This is a genomic window from Streptomyces sp. NPDC048383 (assembly GCF_040651775.1).
GTDB lineage: Bacteria > Actinomycetota > Actinomycetes > Streptomycetales > Streptomycetaceae > Streptomyces.
In genome coordinates, this window is record NZ_JBEZKS010000002.1 from 191,390 (window position 1) to 205,917 (window position 14,528).

Annotated in this window: 10 protein-coding genes; 5 read left to right on the plus strand and 5 right to left on the minus strand. The window is 74.7% G+C overall.

The features are described from left to right. The first annotated feature begins 247 nt into the window (after positions 1-247). Positions 248-2,419: an FUSC family protein gene (locus tag AB0D46_RS03800; RefSeq protein ID WP_362875646.1), complete on the plus strand. Its 2,172-nt coding sequence runs from the start codon at positions 248-250 to the stop codon at positions 2,417-2,419. Between the two features lie 229 nt (positions 2,420-2,648). Here the strand turns inward: AB0D46_RS03800 and AB0D46_RS03805 are convergent, their stop codons facing one another. Further along, positions 2,649-3,620: a zinc-binding dehydrogenase gene (locus tag AB0D46_RS03805; RefSeq protein ID WP_362875647.1), complete on the minus strand. Its 972-nt coding sequence runs from the start codon at positions 3,618-3,620 to the stop codon at positions 2,649-2,651. Positions 3,621-4,215: 595 nt separating this feature from the next. Between AB0D46_RS03805 and AB0D46_RS03810 the strand changes: the two genes are divergently transcribed. Further along, positions 4,216-4,449, plus strand: coding sequence for a hypothetical protein (locus AB0D46_RS03810; RefSeq protein ID WP_362875648.1), 234 nt, complete (start codon positions 4,216-4,218; stop codon positions 4,447-4,449). Between the two features lie 123 nt (positions 4,450-4,572). On the opposite strand, the gene AB0D46_RS03815 is transcribed toward AB0D46_RS03810, so the two are convergent. Both AB0D46_RS03815 and AB0D46_RS03820 read right to left on the minus strand, forming a co-directional pair. After that, on the minus strand, positions 4,573-5,241 hold the full coding sequence (locus AB0D46_RS03815; RefSeq protein ID WP_362875649.1) for a lysophospholipid acyltransferase family protein: 669 nt from the start codon (positions 5,239-5,241) through the stop codon (positions 4,573-4,575). Positions 5,242-5,751: 510 nt separating this feature from the next. Then, positions 5,752-6,993 carry an MFS transporter gene (locus tag AB0D46_RS03820; RefSeq protein WP_362875650.1) on the minus strand — a complete coding sequence of 414 codons (1,242 nt, stop codon included), beginning with the start codon at positions 6,991-6,993 and terminating at the stop codon, positions 5,752-5,754. Positions 6,994-7,128: 135 nt separating this feature from the next. On the opposite strand from AB0D46_RS03820, the gene AB0D46_RS03825 reads away from it, so the two are divergent. Both AB0D46_RS03825 and AB0D46_RS03830 read left to right on the plus strand, forming a co-directional pair. Continuing rightward, positions 7,129-8,148 carry an ArsR family transcriptional regulator gene (locus tag AB0D46_RS03825; protein WP_362875651.1) on the plus strand — a complete coding sequence of 340 codons (1,020 nt, stop codon included), beginning with the start codon at positions 7,129-7,131 and terminating at the stop codon, positions 8,146-8,148. Positions 8,149-8,302: 154 nt separating this feature from the next. Further along, positions 8,303-9,976, plus strand: coding sequence for a D-alanyl-D-alanine carboxypeptidase (locus AB0D46_RS03830; RefSeq protein ID WP_362875652.1), 1,674 nt, complete (start codon positions 8,303-8,305; stop codon positions 9,974-9,976). A gap of 80 nt (positions 9,977-10,056) precedes the next feature. On the opposite strand, the gene AB0D46_RS03835 is transcribed toward AB0D46_RS03830, so the two are convergent. Together AB0D46_RS03835 and AB0D46_RS03840 are read right to left on the minus strand one after the other, a co-directional pair. After that, positions 10,057-10,650, minus strand: coding sequence for a toxin-antitoxin system, toxin component (locus tag AB0D46_RS03835; protein WP_362875653.1), 594 nt, complete (start codon positions 10,648-10,650; stop codon positions 10,057-10,059). A 346-nt stretch (positions 10,651-10,996) separates the two neighbouring features. Further along, positions 10,997-12,826, minus strand: a complete 1,830-nt coding sequence (locus AB0D46_RS03840; RefSeq protein ID WP_362875654.1) for a glycoside hydrolase family 15 protein — start codon at positions 12,824-12,826, stop codon at positions 10,997-10,999. A gap of 244 nt (positions 12,827-13,070) precedes the next feature. On the opposite strand from AB0D46_RS03840, the gene AB0D46_RS03845 reads away from it, so the two are divergent. After that, the gene (locus tag AB0D46_RS03845; RefSeq protein ID WP_362875655.1) at positions 13,071-14,519 is read left to right on the plus strand and encodes an amidase; all 1,449 of its coding nucleotides are present in this window, start codon (positions 13,071-13,073) and stop codon (positions 14,517-14,519) included. Positions 14,520-14,528: the final 9 nt, after the last annotated feature.

Sequence of the window (14,528 nt, forward strand, 5' to 3'; positions counted from 1 at the left end):
CCGCGGGAAGCGGGGCGTCTTTCCTTGGACCACCAACGCAGGTCCCGCCGCCGCTGTTCGCGGCCGCAGGAACAAGATCACTGTAGCGCACGGGGCGGGCTCCCGCACCACGGCGCGCCGTCACCCCCGACGGGCTGCCGTACGACGGCGCGCCCGCTTTTCCCGGCGTTGTCGCGGGCCGGCCGCTCCGCGCGGGCCGCCCGCTCCGCCGCGTGCCGGTCGGCCGGTGCGGGGTGATCCTGGGGACATGGGTGGTGATCCGCAGGACACGGGCGGCGTCCGCAAGGGCCGACTGCCCGTCGCCTACGCGGCGGCGGCCCGGCGGTCGATCCGGGTGACCGTGGCCGCCGGTGCCGGTTTCTACCTGCTCCTCTACGGGTTCGGCTCGGCCACCGGCGCGACGTACGCGCTGTTCGCGGCGGTGGCCCTCGCCGGGCTGTCGCACATCCCCGGCACGGGCCGCCAGCGCGCCGCGGTGGTGCTCCCGCTCCTGCCCGTCTGCTGCGTGCTGATCACCATCGGCACCTATCTGTCCGTACGGACCTGGAGCGCGGTCCTGGGCATGCTGGTCGTGGGCTTCGCCCTGGCGTTCAGCGCCGTGGGCGGCCCGCGGCCCGCGGGCGCCGCGCCCGGGTTGCAGTTGATGTACATCCTGCCGTCGTTCCCGCCCTACGCTCCGGACACCCTGGACGAGCGACTGCTGGGCACGACCGTCGGCATCGCCCTGCTGTTCCTGGCGGAGATGTTCCTGTTCCCCGATCCCCCGACGGTGTCGTACGTGGCGCTGGCCGCGCGGGCCGCCGACACCGCGCGCGGCTGCGCCCAGGCGCTGGCCGAAGCCCCGTACGCGGTGCCCGAGCCGCTGGCGCGCGTGGCCGAGGAGGCGGGGACCCGTCTGCGGCCCTCGCAGGTGCCGGAGGCCGAGCGGCCGGCCGGGCCGGGCGTACGGGAGCGGGCCCTGTCCCACACGGGCCTCACCACCCGGACCCTGCTGAACCGGCTCACCCTGCTGCCGCCGGTCGCCGGCGCGGAGCCGGGACAGGCCGACCTGGAAGTACTGCGGGCGGTACGGGACGCCGCCGCGGAGACGTCCGACCGGCTCCGCGGCCGGACGACCTCCGTGGCGGCGCACACCGAGCTGCTGCGCGCCCGTACGGCCTTGGCGGGGGGCCCGGCGGTGGATCCGTCCCCGGCGCTGCTGCGCCGGCACGCGGCGGTCCTGGAGGCCGCCGACGCCGCGCTGGCGATGTCGACGGCGGCCGGCATCGCGGTGGCGGGCCGGGCGGGCGCGGCGCAGGCGGCGCCGGGCCGGTTCTGGTACGCCACGATGCGCGCTCCCCGGTTGTGGTGGTTCCGGTTGTCGGGGCACGCGGCGCGGCGGTCGGTGCTATTCCAGAACGCGGTGCGGCTCAGCCTGGCGCTGGCGGCCGCGCGGGTGATCGCCGGGGAGGACACGTTGCCGCACGGGTTCTGGGTGCTGCTGGCGACCTTGACGTTGACCCGTACGACGGTGGAGGAGACCCGCTCCACGGTCCGGGTGGCCCTCATCGGAACCCTGGCCGGCGCCCTCGTCGCGGCGGTGCTGCTGGCCGTCGTGGGCACGCACATCGCCGTGTACGCGGCGGCGCTGCCCCCGCTGATGCTGGTCGCGTTCACGCTGGGGCCGGTCAAGGGCGTCGGCTGGGCCCAGGCGATGTTCACCCTGGTGGTCGCCCTGGTGTTCGCGCAGTTGGCTCCCGCGACCTGGCAGCTCGCCGAGTTCCGGCTGTTGGACGTACTGACAGGCAGCGCCATCGGCGCCGTGTTCGGCCTGTTGGCCTGGCCGCGCGGCGCACAGGCCGAACTGCGACGGTCGGTGGCGGTGCTGCTGCGGGGTGCGGCGGAGATCGTCGTGGCCACCACCACCCAGATCGCCGCCGGCGGGGTACGGGTGCCGGTCGCCGGCGCCCCGGGCCACCGTTCGCTGCGCACCGCGCTGATCCTGGCGGAGTCCGCGTACGCGCAGTACCAGAGCGAACCCGCGGGGCGGACGGCGTCGGGGCGGGACTGGCAGGCCACGCTGATGGTCGGCCACCACACGCTGTGGGGCGCCGACAGGTTGCTCGTACCGCCCGAGCGGATCGTCGCCCCGCCCATGGGGCGGGAGCCGGCGCATTCGGTCACCGCGCTCGGCGACCGGGTCGCGGGACGGATGCTGCTCGTGTCGGCCCGACTCGACCCGGGCGGCGACACCCCGTACGCCGCGATCCCGCTGCGCGATCCGACCTACGACGGCTTCGCCGCTGAACCTCCCGGCGCGCCCCGCCTGTACTACGCGACCACCTCGTGGTTGGACTCCCTCATGACGGACCTGGAGCGCATCGCCGCCGCCGGACCACCACCGGACCGGAAGCCTTCCGGGGCCCCGCACCCGGGGTGAGGCGCGGCACGCGCACGAACGCCGACACCACCGCGGCGACCGACAGGGACGCCCTGTCCTCCTCGTCCGCGCTCGGCCACCACGTGTTCGTCGCCGACTTCCGGCCCCGGTCGGCGCTTTCCAGGACCAGGGGTTCGTCCGCCACCTCGGCGATCCACGTCAACAGCACCACGGCAGCACCCCTCGACGCGGGCCGGCGGCGCCGAGGTCCATACCTGGCCGGCCCTCGTCACACGGTGATCACGACCTTGCCGAGGAGTGTGCGGGACTCGATCGCCTCGTGCGCCGCCGCCGCGCGCTCCAGGGGGAAGGTGGCGCCGATGACCGGGCGCAGCGTCCGGTCCGCCGCGGCCCGCAGGGCTCGCGCCACCAGGTCGGTGTGCTCCTCGGCCGACATCTGCACGTCCTGGATGCCGAGCAGTCGAACGCCTCGGGCGGCGGCCTCGTCCGGGTCCACGGGGGCGAAGCCGCCCGTGGGGGCGCCGTGGGCGGAGAACCGGCCGCCGGCCGCCGTCAACGCGAATGCCGCGACGCCGACGTGACCGCCCACCCCGTCGAGGACGACGTCGGCGCCCGCGTCGCCGAGAGCGGTCCGGGCCGCCTCCACCCAGTCCGGTCGGGCGGCGTCGATGACGGCGTCCGCCCCCAACTCCCGTACCAAATCGGTCTTCCGGTCGCCGCGCGCCACCCCGACCACGCGCGCGCCCGCCGCTTTCGCCAGCTGGACGAGTACGGTGCCCATGCCGCCCGAGGCCCCCATGACCAGCACCTGTTCGCCAACCCGGAGCCCGGTAACCTCCAGCAACTTGGCCGCCGTCACGCCGTCGTGCACGAGGGCCGCCGCGTCGGTGAGGGAGACCTGGTCGGGTACGGAGACCAGCGCGTCGGCGCTCGCCACGGCGAACTCCGCGTACCCGCCGGTGTGCCCGAGGGACACCGCCACCCTGCGTCCGGTCCACGCGGGGTCAACGCCCTCCCCGGTCGCGCGGACCACGCCGGTGATACCGCCGCCCGGGACGTACGGCAGGGTGAGCGGGAAGTACTCCCGGCCCCAGCCGCCGCGCACCTGCGTCTCCACGAAGATGGTGTCCACGGCGGCTACGGCGACCAGCACCTGCCCCGGTCCCGCAACCGGCTCGGGCGCCTCCCCCACGACCAGTACCTCCGGGCCACCGAACTCCCGTACCTCCGTCACGCGCATGACGTTCCCCCTCCGCTCGGGCCTCCGGACCTTCCGGCGCCCGCCGTTGGGGCAACCTTGCGACCTCAACCGGGCTTGAGGTCAAGCTTTCGTCGCAGGGGAACGAGGTGATTGGGGTGACGCATCGTCATGTGTGCTGCGGGTGTGGAACGTTGGAGGTCGGGCCCATCGCCACCGGTGGTGCGGTGGCGACGACGGGGGGGTGGCCGCGACCGAGCGGGCTGCCGTCACGGAGCGCTGCCCGTCCTCGGGGCGGACCGGACAACGGTCCCGTTCGGCAGCCCGCCCCTCATCCTCGCCCACCCCCACCCCCGGCGCCGTGACCCGCGACCACCCCGCCGCGCGCGTTTCATCCGAATGCGGGAGCGACCCCGGCGGCCCCCACGGCGCGGGCGCCGCCCGGGGCGCCCGCGCTCGCCCGCGCGGCCGGGCCCGCCCGAACGGCCGGTTTCACGTACGGCCGGAGCGGGATTCAAACCTCCCGCGCCACGGTTTCCCCCGGGCGGCCGAGGCCGAGTGGCCCTTGCGGCCGAACCGGGCTCTCATGGACGACGGGCGACCTTTCGCCCGCCCAGCCAGCGCGAAGGGCATTCTCATGTACGAAATGCGCGCGGACTCACCCGACGGCCGTGGCGAACTCCTGTGGCACGTCCTCGCCAAGGAGGGCCCCTCGGGAACCCTCTGCGGCCGGCACGCGCCCCCCTCGGCCACCGCCCGGAGCACCGCCGGGGAGGCGGCTGCCGAACGCTACTGCACCCCCTGCATGGAGGCCTTCCGGACGGCCGTCCAGGGTCACACCGACCGGTCCGTCTCCGCCGACATCACCTGAACCAGGGTCCGCACGACCCCACCACCCCTAACCCCCTCTCCCCCATGACTCGACGCGCCCGCCGCCCGGCCGACGGCCCGGAGGCGGGCGCCCGGCCGTGAAGGCGGGCGACGCGGACCGACGTCAGCGAACGCCGGACGCGGCCAGGGCGTCGACCGCGGTCCGCCAGGCCGCCGTGACGGCCCGATGGGCGTGGGCGCTCGCCTCGGGAACCGCAGCGGGCAGGTTCAGGGCCGCACCGACGTGCACATGGAGACGGGGGCGGCGGGCGGGCGCCGTGAGGGCGCCGGCGAGCTGCTTGACGGTGCCTCCGGAGCACAGCCGTCGGGCGCCCGCCTGACCCACCGGTACGAGGGGCACGCCGGCGGCCAGCGCGAGGCGTGCCGCGCCGCTGCGGAACGGACCCGGGGCCTCTTCTCCCGGGTCACGGCGGGTCGGCAGCCGTCCCTCGCCGTACAGCAGGACGGAACGTCCGTCGGCGATGACCCGCGCCGCCCGGTCGAGCGCCTCGGCGGCGCGGGCGGTGCCGCGGTGGACGGGGATGTGCCCGTCGCGGGCCAGGGCCGCACCGAGGACGGGGATCCGCCAGAGCCCGGCGGCGGCCATGATCACGGGTTCCGTGCCGAGCCTGCGCAGCGCGGCCGCGACGACGACGGGGTCGCAGAGGGAGGTGTGGTTCGCGACGAGCACGCAGGCGCCCCGCGGCAGCGAGTCGGCGGGGTCCGCGGGGTCGGCCGTCACGGAGAGGCTGCCGAAGGCGGGGAAGAGGGCGTCGGCGATACGGGTGAGCACGGGACCTCGCTGGTGCGGCGGTGCGGATGGGTCGTTGCCCATCATCGGGAGCGGCCCGGCCCGCTGTCGTGAGTACGCCTACTCAGGACCCGCGTGGGCACCTGCGTGGGCACCTGCCCGGGCACCCCCTTGTGCGCCGCCCCGGCACCCGTGCGGGCGCCTCCCCACCACCCGTGCGGGCGCCGCCCGGGCGGCCTCCGCAGACGAAGCTCTGGAGTTGCTCAAGTCCGTCGTAGCGCTCGGCCGGGGCGGGGATACCGCTCATACAATCCGGTTGGAATGAGTACGGGGGGTGGCGTGATGGAGATCTTGATGATCTTCGTGTTCGGGTTCGTCGTGGTCCTCTTCTCGGTGACCCGGGGGAACCGTCGGCGCGGAGGGTCGTCGCGCAGGCGGCGGTCCGGGTCATGGGGGGACGGCGGCGGTGGCGGCTGCGGTGGCGGCTCGTCCTGCGGTGGCGGGGGCGGCTGCGGAGGCGGTGGCGGCGGCGACTGACGCCGCGCACGGCGTTCACCGGCGCTCACCGCCGGCGGGCGCCGTCGTTGTGGGGGGTCCGGGCCGTGCGTCCGACGGGTCCGGCCGGGGTCGGCTGCCGGGGCGGGTCGCCGTCAGGTGGCGGGTGAGCCCGATCCCGGCGAGGGCCGCGAGCAGCGCGCACACCCCGCCCCAGCCGGCCAGGCCGTAGGCCCGTACGCCGAGCCAGGAGCCCGCACTGCCGCCCAGGTAGGCGCAGGTCATGTAGGCGGTGTTGAGGCGGGCGCGGGCGTCGGGGCGCAGGGCCAGGACGCGGGCCTGATTCGCGATCATGCCGGACTGCATGGCGACGTCGAGCAGCAGGGTTCCGGCCACCAGAGCGGTCAGGCCCGCGGGTCCGCCGCCCGAACCCGCCGCCAGGAGCGCGGCCGAACCGAGGACCGCCGACAGGCAGACGAGGTTGACCGCGTCGGCTCCCCTGCGGTCGACCTGCCGTCCGGCGTACGGGGTGCAGACGACCGTCACCGCGTTGACCAGGGCCAGCAGTCCCACGGCCCGTACGTCCAGGTCGTACGCGGGACCGGTCAGCAGGAGCGCCGCGCAGGTCCAGACGGCCGAGAATCCGGCGAAGACGGTGGCCTGGTAGAGGCAGGAGCGGCGCAGTTCCGGCTCGGTACGGAGCAGTCGGAGGGGTTCGGCCAGGAGCGCCGGGTACGGGCGACGCAGGGGCGGGGCGGTGGCCGGCAGGGTGCGGGCGAGGACGACCGCCAGGAGCAGCACCACCGCGGCGGCGACCAGATAGGGGGCCCGCCAGCCCAGCCGTTCGCCGAGCGTGCCGCCGAAGGTGCGGGCGAGCAGCATCCCGGCCAGCGAGCCGCTGAGCAGCGTGCCCATGACCGCGCCACGGCGCTCCTCGCCCACCAGCCCGGCGGCCAGCGGGGCGATGAGTTGGGCGGCCACCGTGGTGACGCCGACGAGTGCGCTCGCGGCGACGAGCGGCGGCAGCGCCGGCGCGCAGCCCGCGGCGAGCAGGCCCGCTCCGGTGAGGGCGAACAGGGTGACCAACAGGGGCCGGTACGGGAGCCGGTCGCCCAGCGGCACCAGGAGGAAGATGCCGGCGGTGTAGCCGATCTGGGTGGCCGTCACGATCAGGGACGCGGAATCGGGGGACGCGCCCAGTCCGGTGGCGACGAGGGGGCCGATCGCCTGGGGGAAGTACACGTTGCCGACGCCGACGGCGCAGGCGAGGGAGAGCAACAGGAGCGTCCGGCGGTCCATGTCAGCGCACCGCCCCGGGGCCGGCGGGGTGGGGCCGCAGCGCGCCGGCGGGGCGCCGCGCGGGTGGTGTGGGTGTCATGGGGACGAGTTCACGGCACCCCCGCACGAGCGCCAATGAATGTAGCGTGGCGCTTAATGATCACCTTTGAACTCGGCGTGGAGGATCTCGCGGACACCCGGTTCGCGCTCTCTCCGCTGTACGAGACCGTGCTGAGCCTTCGGGTCCTGCGCGAGCCGGGGCTGTCCGCGCTGCACCTGCCCTGGCGCCGGTCCGTCCTCGGCGGGTTGGACGCGACCGACGTCGAGACGTTGATGTCGCTGATGCCGGTACGGCGCACCCTGCCCGATTTTTTCACGCCGCGGCCCACCCGCTTCGACGCGTCGTTCGCGGACGAACTGGCCGTCGTACTCCGTACTCCCCCGGCCGTGGTCCGCCGCGACCTGCTGGCCGCGCACGCGCCGGATCCGTTGCCCGGAGCACTGCGCGACGCCCTCGCCGCCGACGACGCCCCGGTGGCTCGACTGCGGGACGAGCTCTGCGCGTTGCTGCTCCGGTACTTCACGGTCGCCGTCGAACCGGTGTGGCCGCGCATGCGGTTGGTCCTGGAGGCGGACATGACCTACCGGGCCCGACAACTGGCCCTGGGTGGGGCCCGGTTGTTGTTCGCCGACATGCATCCGAATCTGCGCTGGCAGGGGGGCGTCCTGTACGTGGACCGGATGGTCAGCCGGCACCACGTCAAGGCCTCGGGCCGGGGGCTGTTGCTCGTACCGTCCGTGTTCGCCCACAAGCCGGCGCCGCCGGTCGATCAGGACGAAGCGCCGACGCTCGCCTACCCCAGCCGCGGGGTGGCGACGCTGTGGGAATCCGCGCCGGTGGTCACCGCGCCCGCCCTCGCCTCCCTGTTGGGGGCGCCGCGGGCGCGGCTGCTCGTCCTGCTCGAAGAGCCGTTGCCGACCGTGGAGATCGCCCGCCGTCTCCGTGTCACCCCGAGCGCCGTGTCACAGCACCTGCGCGTGCTGCACGCGACCGGCCTCGTCACCAGGGCCCGCGACGGGCGGCACGTCCTCTACCGGCGCAGCCCGCTCGGTGACCGCCTGACCGGTCACGGGGAGCACCGGGACCCCCGAGGCCGCCGTACGCCCGCCGAGTAGGGCGGGCGCGGCCCACCGTGGCGGTCCTGACCTCGCCGCACCGCCCGGGCGGAGTGCGCGCCCCGGGCGGGCGTGCCAGGCTGGTCTGATCCCGGGGGTGGGGCCCGGCCCGCCGGTGCGGCCGGAGTCCGTCGAGACGAACGGGGCGTGCCGCATGGCGGAAACAGACTCCCGGGCCCCAGGACAGGGCCCGCGGACATGGCAGCAGGGCTCCAGGTGGTCCCCGCGACGGCGGGTGGTCGCCGGTTGCTCGGCCCTCCTGCTGGCCGCGCTGACCTCGGGTGCGGCGTCGGGGCCGATCACACCGACCCCACCGGCCGCACCGACCCCTTCGGTGTCGGCCGAGCCCGGCTCGGACCCGCTCGACCCCCGCATCACGGAGATCATGCGCAAGCCCGAGTACCGCAACGCGCAGTGGGGCCTCCTCCAGGTCGAGGCGGGCAGCGGTCGGGTGGTGCACGACATGTTCGCGGACCAGGTCTTCATCCCGGGCTCCACGGCGAAGTTGTTCAGCGTGTCCGGGCCGTGGAAGACCCTGGGCGCCGGGCACCGCTTCGAGACGCCCGTCCACGCGGTGGGCGAGCGGGACGGCGCCACGTTGAACGGGAACCTGGCCCTGGTCGCGCAGGGCGACCTGACCATGGGCGGCAGGACCCGCCCCGACGGCACGGTGGCGTTCACCGACCTCGACCACACCTACGCCAACGACGTCCCCGGCGCGACGCTCACCCCGGAGGACCCGCTGGCGGGCATCGACCGGCTGGCCCGGCAGGTGCGGGATGCGGGGATCGCCCGGGTCGAGGGGGACGTGGTCGTCGACAGCCGGCTCTTCGCACCGGACCCGACGCTCGACCCGATGCCCACCCCGCTGATCATCAACGACAACCTGATCGACCTGTTGACCACCCCCGGGGACCGCCCGGACGCCCCCGCCCGGCTGGACTGGCGGCCACGGGTCGCCCCGTACCGGGTGACGTCGACGGTGCGGACGGTCGCGGCGGGCGAAGCGGGCGCCATCGACGTGACGGCCTCGGAGAACGGCACCCGGATCCGGTTGTCCGGCACGATCGCGGTGGGCGCCGCGCCGGTGCTGCGGGTGTCCCCCGTCGCCGACCCGGCGGCCTTCGGGCGCCGCGTGCTGATCGAGGCGCTCGGGCGGGTCGGGGTGCGGGTCACGGCGGACGCGGCCGGGCCCAACCCGGTGGCCGCGCTGCCCCGGACGTACGAGGGGAGCCCGCGGGTGGCGGTGTACACGTCGCCGCCCTACGCGGACTACGCCGAGCTCATCCTGAAGGTCAGCCACAACCTGGGCGCCAACCTCGGGATCTGCCTGATGGCGGTGGAGGCCGGAAGCCACGCCTGCATGGACGGTTTCCCGGTCCTGGCGAGGTTCCTCGACGGGGCGGGCGTGGACCGCGAGCAGGTGCGGTTGCTCGACGGCCGGGGCGGGAACCCCGTGGACCGGGCGACGCCCCGGGCCGAGATCCAGATGCTGACGTACTGGATGGGCACCCCGGACGCGCGGCGGTTCCGGGAGGCGCTGCCGATCCTCGGCGTCGACGGGCTGCTCGCGACCAACTGCCGGGACTGCCCGGCCCGCGGCAAGGTGTTCGCCAAGACGGGGGCCGCCGTCGGGTACGACGCGCTCAACGACCGGTTGGGGGTGGGGGCGATGACCATCGCCGGGTACCTGGACCGGGGTGACGGCCGGTTCGACGTGTTCTACGCGGGCGTCACCGGGGCCGCCACGCCGACGCCCGACCCGAGCGGGATCCTGAGCGTCGCGAACGACATCGCGATGATCGCCGCCTACCTCCAGGAGGGGTGATCGACGCTCCCGTCCGCTACGGCACGGAACGGCCCGGGACGCCCGGCGCCGCGGCCGGACGGGGGTCCGGGCCCGTCGCGTCAGCTCCGCCTGGCGTGGCCGCCGAGGACGACCTCGATCCTGCCGGAGGTGGTGCCCCGGTCGAGGAAGTGGGGCAGGGGTGCGCGCAGCAGGTGCCGTACGGCGTGGGCCAGTTCGAGCCCGTACCGCTCAGCGGCCTGTTCCTCGCGTTCGTGTTGGCGTGCCGCGGTGCCGCCCGACCGCAGGAGGGCAGGGATCTGGCGGCCGGCGATCGCCAGGGCGGAGGCGACGACGTCCTGGAGGTCCGAGTCGTGGCGCAGCAGGCGGGCGGTCGCGGTTCCCTCGGTGACGTGCTGGTGGCAGTGGCCGAGTTCCAGGTGTCGGAGTTCGTGTCCGGTGATGATGAGTTGGTGCTCGGGTACGGTCCGCTCCTCCACGACGATGAGGTCCCTCGACCCGAGGTCGAGCGCCAGTCCGCTGGCCATGCCGGGCGGGAAGGACGTCGTCCGGAACTCGATCTCGCGGTTGCGCCGATCGCCCATGGCCTCGCAGAGCGCGCGGCAGATCGTCGCGCCCTCCACGGGGGCTTCCAGATGGGCGATCGCTTGCGCCATGGCTGCGATCGACCGCCGCATCTCCCGCTGCTTGAACACCAGTTCCCCCTGTGACGCTGTTCCACGAACCTGTGACGCTCCCGGCCGCCGCCGGTGGACAACCTCCCGCGTTCCTCGTCGCGGGGCGGGGTACAGCTGTCCGTACGGTCGCCCCGGCTGCCGCGGAGGGACTCCGGTCACCGGCCTTCCGGTCGGTGGTGCTCGGCGAAGTCGGCGCCCCGGCGCGACGGGACGGCGGAGCACGGTTCGCACCCTGCGGTTTCCCGAGACTGCCACATACGGGGCGGGAGATCCACGATTGTCCGGCCAACCCGACGTCGCGGTGGCAGGAAATCGCCTGTCCTTCCGGCGGCCCCCGCCGGGAGGTACCGGCGCCCGGTGGGGTTCAGCCCTTTCCGGCCGCCTCGTCGAGCTCGGTGTCGAGGGTGAGCGCGGCGGTGATGAGGGCGATGTGGGTGAAGGCCTGGGGGAAGTTGCCCAGTTGCTCGCCCGTGGGTCCGATCTCCTCGGCGAAGAGCCCGACGTGGTTGGCGTAGGTGAGCATCTTGTCGAAGGCGTACCGCGCCTGTCCCGGGCGGCCCGAGCGGGCGAGGGCGTACACGTACAGGAAGCTGCACAGGGAGAAGGTGCCCTCGGTGCCGCGCAGCCCGTCCGGGGAGGCGGCCGGGTCGTAGCGGTAGACGAGGCTGTCGACGACGAGTTCGGCGTCCATGGCCTCCAGGGTGGCGAGCCAGCGCGGGTCCTGCGGCGCGATGAAGCCGACCAGGGGCATCAGCAGCAGGGAGGCGTCCAGGACGGTCGTGTCATAGTGCTGGACGAACGCTCCGCGTTCCTCGCTCCAGCCGCGGGTCATGATCTGCTCCAGGATGGCGTCGCGCGCGGCGGTCCAGCGGGGCAGGTCGGCCGGGCGGGCGCTGGCCCCGGCCTGGCGGATGCCCCGGTCGAAGGCCACCCAGCACATGAGGCGGCTGTAGGTGAAGTGTTGCCGGCCGCCCCGGGTCTCCCAGATGCCCTCGTCGGCCCGGTCCCAGTTCTCGCACAGCCAGTCCAGCAGGCCCGCGAAGCGCTTCCAGCCGTCGTAGCCGATCACGTGGGTGATGTGGTCGACCTGGGCGAGGGCGTGGACGGCCTCGCCGTAGATGTCCAGTTGCAGTTGGTCGGCCGCGCCGTTGCCCACGCGTACCGGGGCCGAGCCGCGCCAGCCCTCCAGGTGGCCGAGGATCTCCTCGGTGAGGTGGGGGTCGCCGTCGACGCGGTACATGATCTGGAGCGGTTCGCCGTTGGGCGCGCCCCCGTCGTAGAGCCGTTGCCCGAGCCAGTCGCGGAAGGCGTCGGCCTCCTGCGTGAAGCCGAGGTCGCGCATGGCGCGCACCGACAGCGAGGCGTCACGGACCCAGGTGTAGCGGTAGTCCCAGTTGCGCTCGCCGCCCTCCTGCTCGGGCAGGCCCATGGTGGCGGCGGCGATGGGGGCGCCGGTGGGCGCGTAGGTGAGCAGTTTGAGGGTGATGGCGGAGCGGTTGACGATCTGCTGCCACCGGCCGCGGTAGGTGCACCGGCCGATCCAGGCGTGCCAGAAGGAGTGCACGGCGGTGAACGCCTCGGTCGTGCCCGCCACGGTCGGAGGTTCGGGGGCCTCGCCGCCGGCGTCGCGGACGGTCAGGACGACGGCGGCGCGTTCGCCCGCGGCCAGGGTGACGTACGCGCGCACGTCGCTCCCCTCGGCCTCCAGCGGCACCGGGCCGACGGCCTGGAGGTGGGCGGTGGCGTCCGGGCTGTCGAACCGGGCGCCGGCGGCGTCCAGGGTCAGGGTGTGGGGGGACCGGCCGTAGTCAAAGCGGGGGCGGCACTCCAGGGCGAAGCGCACGACCCCGCGCACCACCCGCATCACGCGGACCACCTGGTGGCGGTCGGTGGCGGTGTGCTCCCCGCTGACGGGCATGAAGTCGATGACCTCGCCGACGCCGTCGGCGGTGAGGAAGCGGGTGATGAGGACCGCGGTGTCGGCGAGGTAGAGCTGGCGGGTGGTGACGTCGGCGGCGTCGGCGGTGATCGCGAAGTGGCCGCCCCGGTCGTGGTCGAGGAGGCCGGCGAAGACGCTGGGCGAGTCGAAGCGCGGGGAGCAGAACCAGTCCAGTACGCCGTCGGAGGACACGAGCGCGCAGGTCTGGAGGTCTCCGATCAGGCCGTGTTCGGCGATCGGTGGGTAGCGGCGCATCGGCAGTCTCCTCGGCTGTGGGAGCCGCCCGGCCCGGCAGGGGCGGGAGGTGGCCCACCTCCACCCTGGTGGGTGCCCACCGGGCGGTCCATCAGGGTGGGCCCTCCGGGTGAGGTGCTGCCCGGGGGCGGTGCGGGTGGGAGGCGGGGCTCCGGCCGCCATTTTTTCGATGCGCTCGTATCGGTTGGCGGCATACAGTACCGATACAAGCGCATCGGAACGAGTACGGAAGACGGGTACGGTCATGCGTGACGCCCTGTGGAAGATGTCGGCGGGCCGGCAGGCGGCGGCCGTGCGCAGTGGGGAGGTGTCGGCGGCGGAACTGGTCGACAGCCACCTGGAGCGCATCGCCGCGGTCAACCCTGCGGTGAACGCGGTGACCCGGGTCATCGCCGACCGGGCGCGCGCCGCCGCGGCCCGCACCGACCGCGCCCGGGCCGCCGGCGAGGTGCTCGGGCCGCTCGCGGGGGTGCCCTTCACGGTCAAGGAGAGCACTCCGGTCGAGGGCGTGCCCACCACCTTCGGCGTCCCCCGCTTCCGCGGCCTGGTGGCGGCCGCCGACGCACCGCCGGTGGCCCGGCTGCGCGCCGCCGGCGCCATTCCCCTCGGGCATTCCAACGTGCCCACCCTGATCCTGGCGGGGATGCACACCCGCAGCGAGCTCTTCGGCGACACCGTCAACCCGTGGGACGCCGCCGTGACCCCGGGCGGTAGCAGCGGGGGCGACGCCGTGGCCGTCGCCACGGGCATGGCCGCCCTCGGCCTGGGCAACGACTCCGGCGGCTCGATCCGCGTCCCCGCCCAGTTCTGCGGCGTCGCGGGGCTGAAGCCGACCACGGGGCGGTTCCCGGCGGACCACCGCGTCCTGGGCCCCGACGACCCCGGACCGGCCTCTCAGATGCTGGTCACCGACGGCCCCCTGGCCCGGAGGGTGGCCGACCTGCGGTTGGCGTACGAGGTCCTGGCGGGCACCGATCCGCGCGACCCCCGGGCCGTTCCGGTACCGCTCTACGGCGGCGCCCTGCCGGAGCCGGTGCGGGTGGCCGTGGTGACGGACCCCGGCCGGCTCGGCGTGCACCCGGCGGTCCGGTCGGCTGTCGAGGCCGCCGCCGGGGCGCTGCGGGACGCCGGGTACGAGGTGTGCGAGCCGGCGGACGTTCCGCGCATGGAGGAGGCCCTCGACGCCTACGGCCGGATCACCATGACGGAGTTCGCCCCCTCCTGGCCGGCGGTGCGCACGCTGCTCGGCGCGGGCGGAGACCGCTACATCGCGATGGCGATGGAACGGACCCCGCCCGCGAGCGCGGCGGAACTCGTCCGGCTGATGGGTACCTGGATGAACATCCGGCGCTCCTGGGCGGAGTTCCTCGACTCCTACCCGTTGCTGGTGGGGCCCTCGTTCACGGAGCCGCCCGTCGAGCCGGGCCTGGAGTCCCGCGACCGGGCCGGCCGGGACCGGGTCGCCGCGGGGATGCGGCTGTGCACCGTGACCAGCTTCGTGGGCGTCCCCGCCGTGGCCGTGCCGACCGGCGTCTTCGACGGGCTGCCGTGCGGCGTGCAGATCGTCGGGCGGGCCTTCCGGGAGGACCTGTGCCTGGAGGCGGCGCAGGCGGTCGAGGACCGCCTCGGGGTCCTCACGCCGATCGACCCGGTCGACCGGGTCGACCCGCGCGGCGCCGGTCGGGGCCGGTGAGCTCGGCCG